The organism is Methylobacterium sp. J-026 (genome assembly GCF_022829585.1).
In the GTDB taxonomy this organism is placed as follows: domain Bacteria; phylum Pseudomonadota; class Alphaproteobacteria; order Rhizobiales; family Beijerinckiaceae; genus Methylobacterium.
The window spans coordinates 1-17664 of the sequence record NZ_JAKSYC010000339.1; the positions used below are offsets into that span (position 1 = coordinate 1).

The 17664-nt window shown below is 70.6% G+C and carries 17 protein-coding genes; 7 read left to right on the forward strand and 10 right to left on the reverse strand.

Going from position 1 to position 17664, the window contains the following annotated elements:
• On the reverse strand, positions 1 to 1310 hold a 1310-nt coding region (locus MKK69_RS29110; RefSeq protein WP_243973649.1), incomplete at its 3' end, for an MFS transporter.
• Between the two features lie 352 nt (positions 1311 to 1662).
• Between MKK69_RS29110 and MKK69_RS29115 the strand changes: the two genes are divergently transcribed.
• Both MKK69_RS29115 and MKK69_RS29120 read left to right on the forward strand, forming a co-directional pair.
• On the forward strand, positions 1663 to 2670 hold the full coding sequence (locus tag MKK69_RS29115; protein ID WP_243973650.1) for a LacI family DNA-binding transcriptional regulator: 1008 nt from the start codon (positions 1663 to 1665) through the stop codon (positions 2668 to 2670).
• Positions 2667 to 3338, forward strand: coding sequence for an aldolase (locus MKK69_RS29120; protein WP_243973651.1), 672 nt, complete (start codon positions 2667 to 2669; stop codon positions 3336 to 3338). Before MKK69_RS29115 ends, MKK69_RS29120 begins: the two co-directional genes overlap by 4 nt.
• Positions 3339 to 3535: 197 nt before the next feature.
• On the opposite strand, the gene glyS is transcribed toward MKK69_RS29120, so the two are convergent.
• From glyS to MKK69_RS29135, 3 genes are all read right to left on the reverse strand, one after another.
• Positions 3536 to 5842: a glycine--tRNA ligase subunit beta gene (glyS, locus tag MKK69_RS29125; RefSeq protein ID WP_243973652.1), complete on the reverse strand. Its 2307-nt coding sequence runs from the start codon at positions 5840 to 5842 to the stop codon at positions 3536 to 3538.
• 52 nt (positions 5843 to 5894) lie between these two features.
• Positions 5895 to 6338 carry a YbjP/YqhG family protein gene (locus MKK69_RS29130; protein WP_243973653.1) on the reverse strand — a complete coding sequence of 148 codons (444 nt, stop codon included), beginning with the start codon at positions 6336 to 6338 and terminating at the stop codon, positions 5895 to 5897.
• Positions 6339 to 6618: 280 nt separating this feature from the next.
• The gene (locus tag MKK69_RS29135) at positions 6619 to 7527 is read right to left on the reverse strand and encodes a glycine--tRNA ligase subunit alpha (protein WP_243973654.1); all 909 of its coding nucleotides are present in this window, start codon (positions 7525 to 7527) and stop codon (positions 6619 to 6621) included.
• Between the two features lie 146 nt (positions 7528 to 7673).
• Between MKK69_RS29135 and MKK69_RS29140 the strand changes: the two genes are divergently transcribed.
• A complete protein-coding gene (locus MKK69_RS29140) occupies positions 7674 to 8132 on the forward strand; it encodes a GNAT family N-acetyltransferase (RefSeq protein ID WP_243973655.1) in 459 nt (152 codons plus the stop codon).
• A gap of 149 nt (positions 8133 to 8281) precedes the next feature.
• Complete coding sequence (locus tag MKK69_RS29145) at positions 8282 to 8554, forward strand: hypothetical protein (protein ID WP_243973656.1); 273 nt, start codon at positions 8282 to 8284, stop codon at positions 8552 to 8554.
• Positions 8555 to 8571: 17 nt separating this feature from the next.
• Here MKK69_RS29145 and MKK69_RS29150 read toward each other — a convergent pair whose 3' ends face one another.
• The 5 genes from MKK69_RS29150 to MKK69_RS29170 form a co-directional block, all read right to left on the reverse strand.
• Positions 8572 to 10176, reverse strand: coding sequence for a Na+/H+ antiporter (locus MKK69_RS29150; protein WP_243973657.1), 1605 nt, complete (start codon positions 10174 to 10176; stop codon positions 8572 to 8574).
• Between the two features lie 145 nt (positions 10177 to 10321).
• The gene (locus MKK69_RS29155; RefSeq protein ID WP_243973658.1) at positions 10322 to 10834 is read right to left on the reverse strand and encodes an MmcB family DNA repair protein; all 513 of its coding nucleotides are present in this window, start codon (positions 10832 to 10834) and stop codon (positions 10322 to 10324) included.
• A gap of 86 nt (positions 10835 to 10920) precedes the next feature.
• Positions 10921 to 11700: a cobalamin-binding protein gene (locus MKK69_RS29160; RefSeq protein WP_243973659.1), complete on the reverse strand. Its 780-nt coding sequence runs from the start codon at positions 11698 to 11700 to the stop codon at positions 10921 to 10923.
• A 33-nt stretch (positions 11701 to 11733) separates the two neighbouring features.
• Positions 11734 to 12255, reverse strand: coding sequence for a DedA family protein (locus tag MKK69_RS29165; RefSeq protein WP_243973660.1), 522 nt, complete (start codon positions 12253 to 12255; stop codon positions 11734 to 11736).
• 499 nt (positions 12256 to 12754) lie between these two features.
• Positions 12755 to 14134 (reverse strand): HD-GYP domain-containing protein, encoded by a 1380-nt coding sequence (locus MKK69_RS29170; RefSeq protein ID WP_243973661.1) that lies wholly within the window; start codon positions 14132 to 14134, stop codon positions 12755 to 12757.
• 376 nt (positions 14135 to 14510) lie between these two features.
• Between MKK69_RS29170 and pdxY the strand changes: the two genes are divergently transcribed.
• Positions 14511 to 15359, forward strand: coding sequence for a pyridoxal kinase PdxY (gene pdxY / locus MKK69_RS29175; protein WP_243973662.1), 849 nt, complete (start codon positions 14511 to 14513; stop codon positions 15357 to 15359).
• A gap of 25 nt (positions 15360 to 15384) precedes the next feature.
• Here the strand turns inward: pdxY and MKK69_RS29180 are convergent, their stop codons facing one another.
• Positions 15385 to 15864: an OsmC family protein gene (locus MKK69_RS29180; RefSeq protein WP_243973663.1), complete on the reverse strand. Its 480-nt coding sequence runs from the start codon at positions 15862 to 15864 to the stop codon at positions 15385 to 15387.
• 153 nt (positions 15865 to 16017) lie between these two features.
• On the opposite strand from MKK69_RS29180, the gene MKK69_RS29185 reads away from it, so the two are divergent.
• Both MKK69_RS29185 and MKK69_RS29190 read left to right on the forward strand, forming a co-directional pair.
• On the forward strand, positions 16018 to 16902 hold the full coding sequence (locus MKK69_RS29185) for a PhzF family phenazine biosynthesis protein (RefSeq protein WP_243973664.1): 885 nt from the start codon (positions 16018 to 16020) through the stop codon (positions 16900 to 16902).
• On the forward strand, positions 16895 to 17605 hold the full coding sequence (locus MKK69_RS29190; protein ID WP_243973665.1) for an NUDIX hydrolase: 711 nt from the start codon (positions 16895 to 16897) through the stop codon (positions 17603 to 17605). The genes MKK69_RS29185 and MKK69_RS29190 overlap by 8 nt, the downstream gene beginning before the upstream one ends.
• Positions 17606 to 17664: the final 59 nt, after the last annotated feature.

Genomic DNA, 17664 nt, shown 5'->3' on the forward strand with positions numbered 1-17664 from the left:
ATCCGGGCCGGCGTGACGAACACGCAGGCCGCGCCGACCACCAGCATCACCGCGATTGCGTACATGCCGGCCGCGGTGCTGCCGGTGGCGTCGCGCAGGGCCCCGATCACGTAGGGGCTGGCGAAGCCCGCGAGGTTCCCCACCGAGTTGATCAGCGCGATGCCGGCCGCCGCGCCCGCGCCGCTCAGGAAGGCGGTGGGCAGGGACCAGAACAGCGGCGAGCAGGTCAGCACGCCGGCCGCCGCCACCGAGAGCGCCGCCACCGCGACCGTCGTCGAGCCGGCGCTCGCCGAGACCACGAAGCCGACGGCGCCCAGCAGGGCCGGGACGATGAGGTGCCAGCGCCGCTCGCGCATCCGGTCGGCGCTCAAGCCCAGCAGGACCATCACGATGGCGGCGGACAGGAACGGGATCGCGCTGATCAGCCCGATGTTGAAATTGCCCTGCACCCCGGACGCCTTGACGATCGTCGGCAGCCAGAAGGTCAGCCCGTACTGGCCGGTGACGAAGGCGAAGTAGATCAGGCTCATGAACCACACCCGGCCGTTGCGGAACACGGTGGCGATGGAGTGCGGGCTCGATTCCTTGCCGTGGTTGTCGGCGGCGATGTCGCGTTCCAGGACCTGCTTCTCGGCCTCGCTCAGCCACTTGGCCTCGGTGGGGCGGTTGTCGAGGTAGAAGAACACCGCGAGGCCGACCAGCACCGCCGGCACCGCCTCGATCAGGAACATCCACTGCCAGCCGGACAGGCCGTGGGCGCCGTTGAACCCGTCCATGATCAGGCCCGAGAGCGGGTTGCCGAAGATGCCCGAGATCGGGATCGCCGCCATGAACACCGCGATCACCTTGGCCCGGCGATGGGCCGGGAACCACTGCGTCGTGTACAGGATCACCCCCGGATAGAACCCGGCCTCGGCGAGCCCGAGCAGGAAGCGCATCCCGTAGAAGGTCCATTCCGAGTTCACGAACACGAACGCGCCGGAGATGATCCCCCAGGTGATCATGATCCGGGCGATCCAGACCCGGGCGCCGACCCGGTGCAGGATCACGTTCGAGGGTACCTCGAACAGGAAGTAGCCGAGGAAGAAGATCCCGGCGCCCAGCCCGTAGACCGTCTCGGAGAACTTCAGCTCCTGGGACATCTGGAGCTTGGCGAAGCCGACATTCACCCGGTCGAGATACGCCACCACGTAGCAGAGCATCAGGAACGGCACGAGGCGCCAGAACACCTTGGCGTAGGTGCGGTCGACGAAGGATTTTTCGTCCCTGGGTGCGGCGGCACTCCCCAGCGGAGCGGCTTGGACCGGCATCGGCGTTCTCCCGGGTCCGGGGCAGGGGCCCTCGGACGATGGTCTTCGCCGCACGGTTGGCAGCGCTGGGCCGGTGGCATATCGCCTTTTGGCAGCGCTGCCAATCCGGTTGTGCGGAATAATGCAGGCGGGTATGTCGGGTGTCGAAGCGCCGAGGACGGTCTTCCCATCAACCCCCCTCATCCTGAGGTGCCGGAGCGCAGCGCAGGCCTCGAAGGAGCCCTCCAGCCGGCCGCGTGATCCCTGGAGCCCTCCTTCGAGGCCCGCTGACGCGGGCACCTCAGGATGAGGGGGTTTGCGTGGGAGAAGCGACCGGCGTCGCAAGAAAAATCGCGCCGGGAGAAGCGGGGCCATGGACGACCTTCAGCCGCCGGGGCGGCTCGTGACCCTCACCGACGTCGCCCGGGAGGCCGGGGTGGGCGAGAGCACGGTCTCGCGGGTCCTGCGCAACCACGGCTCCTATTCCAAGCGCGCCGGCGAGCGGGTGGCGGAGGCGGTGGCCCGGCTCGGCTACGTGCCGAACCGGCTGGCCGGGAGCCTCGCCGGGCCGGGGGCGAGCACGCGGCTCGCGGGGGTCGTCATCCCCTCGCTCGCCAACGTGGTCTTTCCCGACCTGCTGCGCGGCCTGACCACGGCGCTCGATGCCGAGGGCATCCAGTGCGTGATCGGGGTGAGCGACTACGATGCGGACCGCGAGGAGGCGCTCGTGGCCGCGCTCCTGTCGTGGCGCCCGGCGGCGCTTCTGCTCACCGGGCTGGAGCACACGCCCGGGACGGTGGCCCTGGCGCGGGCCGGGGGCCTGCGGGTGGTCGAGATGATCGACACGGACGGGGCCGGGATCGACGCCGTGGTCGGCTTCTCCAACCGGGCCGTGGGGGCGGCGAGCGCCCGCCACCTCGTGGGGCGGGGCTACCGCCGCATCGCCTATCTCGGCCACGATCTCGCCGTCGACCTGCGGGCGGGCAAGCGCCTGGCCGGGTTCGAGGACACCCTGGCGGAGTCAGGTTTGGCGCTCTGTGGCAAAGAAATCCGCCCCGGCCCGTCCTCGCCGGGTTCCGGGCGGGCCGGGCTGGAGGCGCTGCTCGCGCGCCGCCCGGACCTCGACGCGGTCTACTTCTCCAACGACGACATGGCGCTCGGCGGCTACTTCGCCTGCCTGGCGGCGGGCCTGGCCGTGCCGGGGCGGATCGCCCTGTTCGGCTTCAACGGGCTCGACTTCGCGGCGGCGATGCCCCAGCCCCTGTCGACGGTGCGCACGCCGCGCCTGGAGATCGGCCGGCAGGCCGCCGCCTGCGTGATGGGCGAGCGTGCCAAACGGATCGATCTCGGATTCACGCTGATCGAGGGAGCGACCGCATGAATGAGACGGCGTTGCGCGAGGAAATCTGCCGCTACGGCCGCTCGCTGTTCGAGCGCGGCCTGACGCCGGGCTCGTCCGGCAACATCTCCCTGCGCCTGCCCGACGGCGGCTGGCTGGTGACGCCGACCAACGCCTCGCTCGGCTTCCTCGACCCGGCGCGGATCTCCCGGCTCGACGACGCCGGCCGGCTGGTCTCCGGCGACAAGCCGACCAAGGAGATCCCGCTGCACAGCGCGCTCTACGAGAGCCGGAGCGGCGCCAAGGCCATCGTCCACCTGCACTCGACCCACGCGGTGGCGGTCTCGATGCTGCCGGAGATCGACCCCCGGCAGGTGCTGCCGCCGCTGACGCCCTACTACCTGATGCGCACCGGCGGCACCGCGCTCGTGCCCTATTACCGCCCCGGCGACCCGGCGGTGGCGGACGCGATCCGGGGGCTCGCGGGGAAGTACAGTTCGGTGCTGCTCGCCAATCACGGACCCGTGGTGGCCGGCGACAGCCTGGAGGGCGCGGTCTTCGCCACCGAGGAATTGGAGGAGACCGCCAAGCTGTATTTGTTACTCCGTAACCTCAACCCGCGGCAGCTCAGCCCGGGGCAGGTGGCCGATCTCGTCAGCCATTTCGGCCTGACCCTGCCGGAAACCGACGGGCACCACGATCACGGATGAGGCGCGCGTCTCCCTCCCCCCTCTGCGGGGGAGGGTGGCCCCTGCGTCAGCAGGGGTCGGGAGAGGGGAACCCGGGTTTCAAGAAAGGGCGGGGCCTTCAAGAGAGGCAGTGCCTTCTTCTGCACCGTCGCTCCCCTCTCCCGCCCCCCTCCGGGGGCCACCCTCCCCCGCGGAGGGGGGAGGGAGAGCGTCGAGCCTCACCCCTCGATCTTCGAGAACTCCGCCACCTCGCGCGTCGCGGCGCGGAGCGCGTTGAGCAGCAGCAGGCGGTTCGCGCGGAGCTTCGGATCGAGGGCGTTGACGGTCACGTCCTGGAAGAAGGCATCCACCGGCGCGCGCAGCGTCGAGAGCGCCTGCATGGCGCCGGCAAAATCCTCCCGGGCGACGGAAGCCGAGGCGGTCTCCCGCGCCTTGGCCAGGGCCTCGGCGAGCGCCCGCTCCGCCGGCTTGCCCGCGGCGGCGAGGGCGGCGTCGGGTGCGGCATCGTAGGCGCGGCCGTCCTTCTTCTCCTCGATGCGCAGAATGTTGGCCGCGCGCTTGTAGCCCGCGAGCAGGTTCTTCCCGTCCTCGGTGTCGAGGAATTTTCCGAGGGCCTCGACCCGGCGGACCACCATCAGCAGGTCGTCCTGGCCGGGGAGGGCGAAAACGGCATCGATCAGATCGTGGCGGGCGCCCTGGTCGCGGAGATAGACTTTAAGGCGATCAGCGAAAAAACCTAACAAATCGCCGGCCTTTGGAACCGCAAATTCCACACCTTTGGCCCATAATTCCTCAAATACATCGGCGCTGGAATCTTTTGCAGCCGACAAGAAATTTTTAGAAACATTTCTTCTTTTCATTATTGTGTTAATATCTTTGATATCAAAATTCTCCAAATCAAATCTTTCGAGGGATTGTCGTGTCAGACTCAGAATTTCTTTAGTAATACTCGATTCAAATTTTGCAATTTTCTTAAACTCAAACGCCGACATTTCCGCAAGTAATACAGACATCAGTGGGATATTAAGGCGCTGCTCAACCAACAATCGCACTATTCCCAGGGCTGCCCGACGTAGCGCAAATGGGTCCTTACTCCCCGTGGGCTTCTCGTCGATGGACCAGAAGCCAGAGAGCGTATCGAGCTTGTCGGCGAGCGCCACCGCGATCGCGACCGGATCGGTCGGCACCCGGTCGGAGGGGCCTACCGGCTTGTAGTGCTCCTCAATGGCCGCGCAGACGCTCTCAGGCTGACCCTGGAGCGCTGCATATTTGCGCCCCATCAGCCCCTGAAGCTCGGGGAACTCGCCGACCATCTCGGTGACGAGATCGGCCTTGGCGAGGCGCGCTGCACGCTCGGCGAGTGCCGGGTCGGCCCCCACCAGCGGCGCCAGTTCCTGTGCCAGCGCCGCGATGCGGGCGATCCGCTGCCCCTGCGTTCCGAGTTGCTCATGGAACACGATGCTGTCGAGCTTCGGCAGCCGGTCCTCCAGGCGGATCGCCTTGTCGGTCTCCCAGAAGAATTTTGCGTCCGACAGGCGTGCCCGGACCACCCGCTCATTGCCGGCGGTGATCGCCTGCCCGCCATCCGAGGCCACGAGATTCGAGACCAGGATGAAGGCCGGCGCCAGATCCTCGGAACCGCCTTTGCGCAGCACGAAGCACTTCTGGTTCGCCCGGATGGTCGCCCGGATCGCCTCGGCGGGGATGTCGAGGAAGGCTTCGTCGAAGGAGCCCAGCAGCACCACCGGCCATTCCACGAGGCCGGCGACTTCGTCCAGCAGGCCTTCGTCCTCCACGAGATCAAGGCCGCGGGCGAAGGCGAGGTCGCGGGCGTCGTGCAGGATCACGTCCTTGCGCCGGTCGGGATCGAGGATGACCTTCGCCCGCTCCAGGGCCTGGATGTAATCGTCGAACCGGCGCACCTCGATCGGCTCCGGCGCCAGGAACCGGTGGCCGTAGGTCACGGTCCCGGCCGGGATCCCGCCCACCGTGAACGGCACGACCTCCGGGGTCTCGGTCTCGGGGCCGAAGGTCGCGACGATCGATTGCAGGGGGCGCACCCAGCGCAAGGCGCCCAGCTCGGCCGAGGCCGCGCCCCAGCGCATCGATTTCGGCCAGGGGAAGGTCTTGATGATCTCGGGCAGGAGTTCGGCCAGCACGTCCAGGGTCGCACGGCCCGGGCGCTCGATCACCGCGAGGTAGAATTCGCCCTTCTTCGGGTCGGTGATTGTCTGGGCGTCCTCCAGGCGCGCCAGGCCGGCGCCCTTCAGGAAGCCCTGGATCGCCGCCTCGGGGGCGCCGACCCGCGGGCCGCGCCGCTCCTCAGGCACGGCCTCGCCGCGGGCGGGCAGGCCGGCCACGTGCAGCGCTAGGCGCCGCGGCGTCGAGAAGGCCTTGGCGCCCTCGTAGAGGAAGCCGCGCTCGACCAGCGCGTCGGTGACGCGTTTCTTCAGATCCTCCGCCGCGCGCCGCTGCATGCGGGCGGGGATCTCTTCCGAGCGGAGTTCGAGCAGGAGGTCGGGCATGGCGCGGCCATATCGCCGCGCCGCAGGCCTGTCGAGGGCCGCGGGCGGGGGCTCAGCGCGCCTCGCCCTTCAGGATGGTCGAGAGCTGCCACTTGCGGTCGCCGATCGCGTGGGCGTCGGACACCTTCCAGCTCCCGTCCTCGCGCACGAGGTCGTAGACGATGGATTTCGAGCCGTCGCCGCCCTTGCGCTCCACCGTGACCTTGGCCTGGTCCTGACCCTCGGTGGCCTCCTTGAAGGTCAGGGCCTTCACCGTGTCGGGCTTCAGGGGCTCACCGTTGAGGCGGTAGTCGAAATCGAGGTTGCCGGCGGCGCCGTTGGCCTGCTTGGCGTCGGCGTCGAACAGGCCCTGGAGCCGTTTCGAGTACACCGCGGAATGATTCGGATGCGGCTCGGCGTAGAGCTTCTTGACCACCGCCTCGGGGCCGGGATCGGCCGCGAGCGCCGGGGCCAGGCCGAGCCCGAGGATGCCGAGGGCGAGGAGGGACTTTTTCATCGAACGGTTCCCGCGTCTGCGGACGCGCCGGGGCGCGCCGGTTGGCGGGGGTTGCAACGCGCGAGGGCTCAAGCGGCTCCGTTGGGGCCGGCGGGCGAATCGATCAGGGCCCGCGGTCCGTTGGACGCTCGATAGCCGGAACCAAGCAGCCGCTGGGTGATTCGAGGAGGTCAGCGCGTTTCATGAAGTGCAATCCACCCGCGCCAGGTTATCACAACCGAGATGTTTGTGATAATTTTGGGCGGGCGAATTGTCGGTTCTGACAATCCGAGGGTCCGCTTCACGCCCCCCCGGCCGCCGTCCTCAGCCACGCCGCCCCGCAGGCCTTGGCCAGGTCCCGCACCCGCAGGATGTAGCTCTGGCGCTCGGTGACCGAGATCACCCCGCGGGCGTCGAGCAGGTTGAAGACGTGGCTCGCCTTGATGCACTGGTCGTAGGCCGGCTGCGCCATGCGGTGGCGCTCGCCCTCCGCGGCCGGCGCGCCCGCGTCCAGATAGGACCGGCAGGCGGCCTCCGCGTCGGTGAACTGGCGGAACAGCATCGCCGTGTCGGCCGCCTCGAAGTTGTGGCGGGAATATTCCTGCTCGGCCTGGAGGAACACGTCGCCGTAGGTGACCCGGTCGGCGCCCGCGGCGCCGTTGAAGTCGAGATCGTAGATGTTCTCGACGCCCTGCACGTACATGGCGAGCCGCTCCAGCCCGTAGGTCAGCTCGCCCGCCACCGGCGCGCATTCGAACCCCGCCACCTGCTGGAAATAGGTGAACTGGCTGACCTCCATCCCGTCGCACCAGCACTCCCAGCCGAGGCCCCAGGCGCCGAGCGTCGGGCTCTCCCAATCGTCCTCGACGAAGCGGATGTCGTGGAGCGTCTGGTCGACGCCGATGGCGGCGAGCGAGGCGAGGTAGAGTTCCTGCAGGTTCGGCGGGTTCGGCTTCAGGATCACCTGGAACTGGTAATAGTGCTGGAGCCGGTTGGGATTCTCGCCGTAGCGCCCGTCCTTGGGCCGGCGCGAGGGCTGGACATAGGCCGCCTTCCAGGGCTTCGGGCCGAGCGCCCGCAGGGTCGTGGCCGGGTGGAACGTGCCGGCGCCGACCTCCATGTCGTAGGGCTGCAGGATCACGCAGCCCTGCGCCGCCCAGAATTCCTGAAGCGTCAGGATCAGCCCCTGGAACGATTTCTTTTGGGACATGGGTGTCGGCGGCTCGGGATCGTGCGGCCGGTCGGACCGCCGGCGCGCCGGTTTAAGTGCGGGCCGGCGGGGGTGCAAGGCGCCCCGGCTTGCGCATCCGGGGCGGAGGATGGTCCGATCCCGCCGGACGGAACCCGGAGGACATCATGGACGCTGACACGGCCGGCATCGCGATTCGCCCGATCGGACCGGGCGACCGGGCGGCGTGGGGGCCGCTCTGGCGGGGCTATCAAGCCTTCTACAAGGTCGACCTGTCGGAGGCGGTCACCGACACCACCTGGGCCCGGCTCAACGACCCGGCCGAGCCCGTGGACGGCGCCCTGGCCTGGCGCGGGACGGAGGCCCTGGGCCTCGTCCACCACATCCGCCACCGCTCGGCCTGGACGGTCGGGGACTATTGCTACCTGCAGGACCTGTTCGTGGCCGACGGCGCCCGGGGCCTCGGGATCGGCCGGCGGCTGATCGCCCACGTCTACGCGGTCGCCGAGGCGGCGGGCTGCGCCCGCGTCCACTGGCTGACGCACGCGACCAACACCGACGCGATGCTGCTCTACGACCGGATCGCGGAGAAATCCGGCTTCGTGCAGTACCGCAAGATCTTCTGAGCTCAGACGCCCCGGGTGCGGCGGGACACCGAAGCCGGGCGGTTTTCGGGCAATAAGCCGGAACCGCCGAGCTGACGGCCAAGTTATCAGCCCAACAGGGGATCTCGGCACCTTCGCGCTGCCGACTCGAATGCATCGGACGACCAGCCATGCGCAATGCTCGCACCATCGACACCTTCGGCCGCAAGAACATCGCCGTCCTCGCCGCGCTCGCCATCTCCTCCCTGGTCGCCACGCCCTTCGTAATGAGCGCCAGCCGCGCGCTGGCCACCGCGGAGGATCAGCCGATCGCCGCGACCCTGCGGGTCGAGCCGGTGGAGGTCGCCCCGGTGGCGGCGGCGCCCAAGGCGACCTGCCTGCGCAAGGTGCGGGTCGTCTACAGCGGCTACGGCCAGCCGGCCGATGGCTGCGCCGCCCACTGACGGCCTCGCGCCCCGAACTAACCATGGGCCGGCGCGGTGCCGGCCAGGCCCTTGAGGTGGAGCTCCTCCAGGTCGAGTTCCGTCTCGAGCTGGCGCAGCACCGAACTGTGGATCCGGTTCTCGCGGTGCAGGCCGATCAGGGCCGACCGGCCGGACCGCACCGCGAGCAGTGCGGCGGCGAAGTGCTCGGTCTTCTCGGCCGCGAGCGCCGCGCGCTCGTCACGGTCCCGGGCCGCGGCCCGGACCCGGCGGCGGTACTCCTCGACGAGGCGCGGGTGCTGCAGGCCCCCGGTCTCGGGACGCACCAATCCCTCCAGGGCGGCGAGCCCCGCCTCGTGCACCACCACCCGGGCCATGGGCGCATCGAGTTGCCCGTCGGGCAGCTGCGCCGCGGGGTCGAGGCCGAGCCGACGGATCAGCGGCCCCAGGGTCGTCCCCTGCACCAGCACGGTGAACAGGATCACCGCGAAGGCCGCCACCAGGATCGCGTCGCGGCCGGGGAAGTCGACCGGCAGCGCCAGGGCCGCCGCCAGGGTCACCACCCCGCGCATGCCGGCCCAGCCGACGATCAGCGGCACCGCCGGCCTCGGCGCGGGTTCCTGCCCCCGCACCCGGGCCGACAGGATCCGCCGCAGGTAGACGGCGGGAAAGACCCAGAGCAGGCGGGCGACCACGCAGGCCGCCGTGACGGCGAGCGCCAGCGGCAGCCCGGCCGAGAGCGATCCGAGTTCGCCGCCGGTCCGCGCCAGCACGCCGCGGAGCGCCAGCCCGATCAGCACAAAGACCAGCGCCTCCAGCACGAAGACGACGAATTCCCACACCGCCACGGCGTGGCGGCGGGCCTGGGCGTCGAAGGTCTCGTGCTCGCGTCCGCCCATCATCAGGCCGCAGGCCACCACGGCGAGCACCCCGGAGGCGTGGACCTCCTCGGCCAGCAGGTAGGCGATGTAGGCGGCGAGGAAGCTCAGCACCGTGACGGCGTTGGCGTCGTGCAGGCGCCGCACGACGGCGTTCACCGCCATCCCGCAGGCGAGCCCGATCGCGACGCCGGCCACCGCCAGCCAGGCGAAGCTGCCGACGGCCGCCGAGGCGCTGAAGCTTCCGGTCAGAGCGGCCGCCACGGCGAAGCGGTAGAGCACGAGGCCGGAGGCGTCGTTGACGAGGCTCTCGCCCTCCAGGACCGTGATCATCCGGCGGGGCAGGGCGACGCGGGCGAGCACCGCCTTGGCGGCCACGGCATCCGGCGGCGAGACGATGGCGCCCAGCGCGAAGCAGGCGGCCCAGGGCAGGGCCGGCGCCACCGCGTGGGCGACGAGCCCGACCGCCAGGGTCGTGAACAGGACCGCGCCGAGGGACAGGGACAGGATCGGGCCGAGGCTCGCGCGGAAATCGCGCCAGACGGTGAAATAGGCCGATGCGAGCAGGAGCGGCGGCAGGAACAGGACCATGATCAGGTCCGGATCGAGGTCGAAGGCCGGCAGGCCCGGCACCACCGCGAGCGCCATGCCGCCCAGCACCAGGGCGGCGGCCGGCGGGAACCCGAGCCGCCCGGCGGCCAGCGACACCAGCAGGGCCGCCCCGAGCAGCGCGAGGATCACTTCGAACAGGGCGACGGGCGTCATCGATCGGCCATAGCGCGATCTTCCGAGAAACGTCAGGGTTTCAAAAGGTCCGAGGCCTTTTGCGGGTCCAGGGCAAAGCCCTGCAAATCTCGAAGGCTCCGCCCCCGAACCCCGCCAAAGGGCTCAAGCCCTTTGGAACCCCCTCTCAGAGCGCGCCCTCGCGCACCGCACCCGGATCGGCCAGGGCGTGGAGGATGCGCGCGGCGCTGTGGGCGAAGCGCAGGGTCACCGCCTTGCGCCGGGCGCCGCTCAGCGGGTGCTCCGGGGCCTCCCGGAGGATCCCGGCGCCGTAGCCGTCGGCGACGATCAGGCCGCATGCCTCCGGGATCAGGGATTCCGGCACGTCCTCGGGGATCGCGAAGAAGAAGCGGTCGCAGAAGTCGCGGTAATCCGGCCATTTCCGGTCGGCGCGGAAATCCGCCACGCTCGACTTGATCTCCACGATGGTCAGCCGGCCCGCGCCGCAGAGCGCGATCACATCGGCCCGGCGGCCGTTGACGAGGGAGAATTCCGGCAGGGTGACGCAGCCCATCTCGGAGAACAGCCGGCGCACCCCGCGCTGGATGCGCAGGGCGGTGGGCGACTGGCGCCGGTCCGGCGGCAGCAGCGCCTCCACGGCCGGGGCGGCGGAATCGGGCAGGCTCAGGGAAGCGGACATCGATCGGGGCGTGTGTCTGTGCCGAATCGGGACATCCTGCCGATCCGGACGCCATCCGTCACCTGCGGCGCGGCAGCGCCCCGGCCTCAGCCGCCCAGGCAGGCCCGGATCGCGTCGAATCCGTCGGTCAGGGCGGCCGGACCCGGCTGCAGGATCAGCGGCGCCTTGATCTCGTGGATGCGCCCGTCGCGCACCGCCGGGATCGCCGCCCAGCCCGGGCGCGACCGGATCCTGTCGATATTGACCTTCTTGCCGCACCACGAGGCCAGGATCACCTCCGGCGCGGCCGCCGCCACCTGCTCGGGCGTGACGATCCGGTCCCGGGCGGCGGGCTGCCGGCTCAGCGCCGGGAAGACATCCCGGCCGCCGGCATAGCCGATCAGGTCGGAGACCCAGCCGATCCCGGAGATCATCGGCGCGTCCCATTCCTCGAAGTAGACGCGCACCGGCGGGCGGTGCCGCGCCGCCGCTTCGGCCTCCGCCAGCCGCGCCGCGAACCCCGCCGCCAGGGCCTCGGCCCGCTCCGGGACGCCCACCAGCGCGCCGAGGGTGCGCACCATGGCGAGGCATCCGGCCACGTCGCGCTGGTTGAACAGGTGGACCGCGATGCCCGCCCGGGCGAGGTCGGCCACGATCTCGGCCTGGAGATCGGAGAAGGCCAGGACGAGGTCCGGCGCCAGCGCCAGGATCTTCGGGATGTCGGCGCTGGTGAAGGCCGAGACCCGGGGCTTCTCCCGCCGGACCCGGGGCGGCCGCACCGCGTAGCCCGACACGCCGACGATCCGGTCCTCCTGCCCCAGCAGGTACAGGGTCTCGACGGTCTCCTCGGTGAGGCAGACGATCCGCTCCGGCGGGAAGCGGCGCATCAGCGGGCGCGCCGGGTCATCGGTTGAGCCGAGTCACTGGTCGAGCCACGCGAGCAGCCCGGCCCCGGGGGCGAGCAGCACGAAGGCCCAGACCAGCGCCGAGGCGACGTTGGCCGCCTGGAACGGCAGCCGCGACAGCCCGAGGATGCCGGCGAGCAGCGGCACCAGCGCCCGGGCCGGTCCGAAGAACCGCCCCAGGGCCACCGCGGCGATGCCCCAGCGCCCGATGAAGGCCTCGGCCTTCGCGGTGAGGTCGGGATAGCGCCGCAGGGGCCATTTCGTCTTGGCCCCCGGCCCGAGCCAGCGCCCGGCCTCGTAGGAGACCCAATCCCCCAGGGCGGCCCCGCAGGCGGCCCCGAGCACAACCGGCCAGAACGCGAGATCGGCGCCGCCGACCAGGGCGCCGATGCCGATCAGGATTACGGTGGCCGGCACGAACAGCGACAGCACCGCGATCGACTCGCAGAAGGCGAGCCCCCCGGCGATCAGCGGCGTCCAGACCTTGTGCGCCTCGACGAAGGCAAGGGTCGCGGTGCGCAGGGCTTCGATGTCCATCGGGCTCGGGGGGCGGCGGGGCGACCGGACGCATCTGAGGTGGGGGCGGGCGGGGGACAAGGGTTTTTTGGGGTTTAGGCTTGCCTGGAGGCGCAAGTGAGAAGCGCCGCCATGGGCGGACCTTCGCCATCGGCTTATTCTTCCCGGTATGGAGAGGCCGCTCCATACCGGGGTCGAGACCGAGATCTATCTGCGTTCTGCGGAGCGCGTGATGGATGAGGCGGAGCGCGATGCGGTGGTCGACCACCTGTCGGCCAATCCGCAGGCCGGTGATCTGATTCCCGGGACCGGCGGTATCGGCAAGGTTCGGGTTCCCCTCGCCGGGCGGGGAAAGCGCGGTGGCGGCCGTGTGCTCGCGTACCGTCTCGTGGATCGCGCCGTCTACCTGCTGCTGGCCTACGCGAAGGGCGGTCAGGCGCCCCCCTCGCCCGAGCAGGTCCGCATCCTGAAGCGGCGGATCGAGGATCTGTCCGGAGGGATCGCCGCGGCGCGCCGGGGCTCAGGCCGCCCGAGCCAGATCCCCTTCGATCGCGGCGAGCGCCCGCTCGAGCGCCGCGAAGCAGGCCGGGTCGAACGCCGTACCGAGATCCGCGCGCATGATGCCGAGCGCCTTCTGAAGCGGCATAGCCGCCCGGTAGGGACGGTCGGCGGTCAGTGCGTCCAACACGTCCGCCACCGAGACGATGCGAGTCTCGGGTGCGATCGCATCCCCTGCAAGCCCGCGCGGATAACCCTTGCCATCCAGCCGTTCGTGATGGCCGCCGCCGACAAGGGCCATCTCGTGGAACGCCGCCACCCGGGTCAGGATGGTTTCGGACAGGGACGCGTGATTGCGCATGTCCCGCCACTCCGCCTCGTCCAGCTTGCCGTTCTTGTCGAGGATCGCGTTCGAGACCCCGAGTTTGCCGACATCGTGCAGGAGCGCCGCCCGCTTCAGCCAGCGGCGGCGTTCCGACGTATAACCGAGTTCGGCCGCGATCATGTCGGCGTAGACCGCGACCCGCTCCGAGTGGCCGGAGGTGAACGGGCTTTTGGCATCGATGATCTGGGCGAAGGCACGGGCGATATCGTCGAGGTAGTCCTCGTCCACGACGATCGAACTGTGCGGCGCCAGGGCCAGCACCGCCGCCTCGACCTCGTCCGAGGCCAGGGTTTCCCAGAAGCCGGGCTCGGCCGCGACGGCCTCGAAGCAGGCCACAACCTGAGGATCGAACCATGTCCCCGAGCGTGCCCGCACCTCGGCGATCGCGGCCGCGGGGCCGGCCGTCGTATGGAAGACGTCCACGACCTGAGCCAGCAGCGCCACGCGTGCGTAGAGCGGGATTGCAGGGCCTGCGAGATGGTCCGGCCGGCCCGCGCCGTTCCAATGCTCATCCAGCGCGTGGATGGCTTCGCAGACGCTCGCGGGGAACCGCAATTGCCGGGCGATCTCGGCACCGCGCTGACAGCGGGTTTGGATGAGGTCGTCGACGATCGAGCCGCCGTTCTGCAAGATATTGAGCACCGCACGGAAGCGTTCGGCCAAACCGGCCTTCAGGCCCGTATGCGAGAAGACAAAGCCGAGCACCTTCGGAAGGCTATCGCTCACTGTCTTGAAATCACGCTTGAAACTGAGATCATCGGATAGATAGAGCTCGCAAATGCGCGCGGCGTTACTCGAGCAGCCGAGATCCTTCAATATGATCGTGTGATAGAGCTCCCAGAGCTTCGGCTCAGGCAGATCAAGCTCTCGGCCGATTTGGAAGCCGATCCACGTCGCGCGGACACAATGACCCACGGGCTGACCTTCCGTCAGGTCGAGGGCGTGGCTCAGGGCGCCGAGGATTTCGGAGAGCGCAACCGTCTTGTCTTCCGCTTTACCGCCCGCCACGATCTGCATAGCTGTAGCCAACTCTAGACCTGTTCAGCAGTAGTATTATTCTCAAAGTCTAATAAAAGCGTTGCCGTTTCGTCCGAGCCGGATGACGAATGCGCAGCCGGTACGGCACGCACGAGCCGGACTCGGATCGCAGCCGGGCCAAACGATCACGGTGCCTTCGGGGCAGGGCCGTAGGGCAGCGGCACTGAGGAGGCCCGCCTCGACGCTCCGGCCGCCCCGGGGCAGAAAGCCGCCGAACCGCGCGTCGCAGACCATCGGAGACGGTCACCAACCGCCGAGGCCAAACCACCCCGCGCCCATCGCACCCCCGCGCTTGCACCCGCGCCCCGGATCGCCGACAGCTTCGGCACCCCCACGGCACCGAGAATCACCCGCGTTGAACGTCCTGTCGATCCAGTCCCACGTCGCCTACGGGCATGTCGGCAACGCGTCGGCGGTGTTCCCGATGCAGCGGCTCGGGGTCGAGGTCTGGCCGGTCCACACGGTGCAGTTCTCCAACCACACCGGCTACGGGGCGTGGCGCGGCCCGGTCTTCGAGGCGGAGGCGATCCGCGAGGTGGTGCGGGGCATCGGCGAGCGCGGGGTGTTTCCCACCTGCGACGCGGTGCTGTCGGGCTATATGGGCTCGGCCGCGATCGGGGAGGCGATCCTGGAGGCGGTGGCCGCCGTCCGGGCCGCCAACCGCCAAGCGCTCTATTGCTGCGACCCGGTGATCGGCGACGTCGCGGAGGGCGTCTACGTGCGGCCGGGGATCGAGGCGTTCCTGCGGGAGCGTGCCGTGCCGGTGGCCGACATCCTCACCCCCAACCAGTTCGAGCTCGACCTGCTCACCGGCCTGCCGAGCCGCACCCTGCCGGAGGCCGCCGCCGCCATCGCGGCGCTCCAGGCCCGGGGGCCGCGGGTGGTGCTGGTCACCTCGGCTCTGTGTGCCGATACGCCGGCCGAAAGCATCGACCTGCTGGCCGGGGCGGAGGGCCGGGTGTTCCGGGTCCGCACCCCGCGGCTCGCCATCGCGGTGAACGGCGCCGGCGACTGCATCGCGGCCCTGTTCCTGGTCCACTACGCCCGCACCGGCTCGGCCGCCACGGCGCTCGGCGCGGCGGCGGCCTCAGTCTACGGCCTGCTCAGGCGCACCGCCGAGGCGGGGTCCCGGGAGATCCTGACGGTGGCCGCGCAGGAGGAATATGTGAATCCGAGCGCGGTGTTCTCGGTCGAGGCGGTGTGAGGCGAGGCACCGCGCGCATCCGCCCTCACGTCCCCTCGCGCACGATCGTCGGCTCGTGGGCCACGGAAAAGTTCACCGAGCGGGCGATGAAGCACAGGGCGTGCGCGCGCCGGTGCAGCGCCAGGGCCGCGTCGGGGTCCGAGCCCGCCGTGATGGTCACGCGGGGGCGCAGGATGACCGCGGTGAACTGGCCGGCGCCGCCCGCCTCTTCGGTCATGCGGCCCTCGGCGGCGTCCTCGTAGGCGGTGACGACGATCCCGGCCTGCGCGCACAGGCCGAGATACCAGAGCTTGTGGCAGGCGGCGAGCGAGGCCACCAGCAGCTCCTCGGGGTTCCAGCGGCCGGGATCGCCCCGGAAGGCCGGATCGGACGAGCCGGCGATAGGCGGCTTGCCCGGCGCCGACAGGGTGTGGGCGCGGGCATAGCCGCCAGACGTGCCGGTCCCCGTCCCGGTATTGCCCGTCCAGGTCACCGTGACGGTGTAGCGGTGCAGCGTCTCACCCATGGATCCCCCCCCGCGACAGATTCGGTCCGCCCGCCGTCCAGGCCTCCGGGCCGGGTCGATACGGCGCGCCGCACCGTGTACCAAAGGCGCGCCCCGCCCTCGAATCGCGGCCGTCCCGCCGCCGGGCCCGCGCGACACGGAAGGTCCGACACGATGGCGCGCCGCTTCGTCACCCTCGACGTGTTCACCGCGCAGAGGCTCGCCGGCAACCCGCTCGCCGTGGTGCTCGACGCGGAGGGCCTCGACGCGGCCGCCATGCAGGCCATCGCCCGGGAGTTCAACCTGTCCGAGACGGTGTTCGTGCTGCCGCCGACGCAGGCCCGGCACCGGGCGCGCCTGCGCATCTTCACCCCCGGCCGGGAGTTGCCCTTCGCTGGTCATCCGACGGTGGGCACCGCGGTGCTGCTCGCGCTCCGGGATCCCGCGCGGGGCGATGCCCGGGCCTTCGGCCTGGAGGAGGAGATCGGGGTCGTGCCCTGCGTGGTCGAGACCCTGGCGGATGGCAGCGGCGGACGGGCGCGGTTCAGGCTCCCGGTCCTGCCGGACTATCTCGGTCCGGCCCCCGAGCCCGCCTTGCTGGCGTCGCTCCTCGGCCTGGAGCCCCGGGATATCGGTACGGGCCGGCACGCGCCGAGCCGCCACGGGGTCGGCCCCCGCTTCACCTGCGTGCCCGTCGGCTCGGTGGCGGCCCTCGACGCCGCGCGGCCGGCCCAGGCGCCGGAGCCCGGGGACGGGCTCTACCTCTACGCCCCGGACCCGGAGGGCACGGGCGCGAGTTGGCGGGTGCGGATGTTCGCGCCGGATCTCGGCGTCCCGGAGGATCCCGCCACCGGCGCAGCGGCGGCCGCCTTCGCGGGGGTGCTGATGCAGTTCGAGGCGATGGGGGACGGCACCCACGACGTGGCGATCCGCCAGGGCGAGGTTATGGGCCGACCGAGCGCGATCGCACTCCAGCTCACCCTCGCGTCGGGCGCCCTGCGCGCGGTGGAGATCGGCGGCGCCGCGGTGATCGTCTCGGACGGCACGCTGCATGTCTGAGGGTTTTCGCAGCACGCGCCTCACCGACGTGACGGCGCGGTTCGTGGATCACGCCTGGGCCTTTCCGCGGGCGCACGAAGCCGCCATCGCGGCGTATTGGCAGGCCCGGATCGCCCGCAGCCCCGGCCTGTTCGACGGCACCGTCCTCCTGTGCTGCGCCCACGCCATCGTCGACGGGGTCGCCCAGCTCGACCTGTTCGCGACGCGCTATTCCATCTTCACCTACTACCGGCATGTCCGGCACGCCGATCCGCAGGTGCGCAACGCCTTCGCGGCGATCGTCCCCTGGACGGCGGACGGCGCCGTCCTCCTCGGCGCGATGGGCGCCCACACGGCCAATGCCGGCCAGCTCTACTTCCCCTGCGGCACCCCGGACCCGGACGACGTGCGCGGGACGGCGGTCGACCTCGCCGGCAGCGCCGCCCGGGAACTCGCCGAGGAGACCGGCCTCGAACTGCCGGAGGCGGCCGAGACGGCGTGGATCCTCCTCGAAGGCGAGGACCAGCTCGCCTTCCTACGCCCCGTGCGCTTCCCAGAGCCGGCCGCGGTGATCGCGGCGCGTATCGCGGACCACCTCCGGAGCGAGGCCGAGCCGGAACTCGCCGGGATCGCCGTCATGCGGAGCGCCGCGGAGATCGACCCGGCCCGCATGCCGGGCTTCGTGCGGGCCTATCTGGCGCAGGCCCTGCCGAAGCGGGCCTGAGCCCGTCCGCGCGCCGCGCCCGCTCCGATGAAAACGGTCTCGCCTCGCGTAGCGGCATG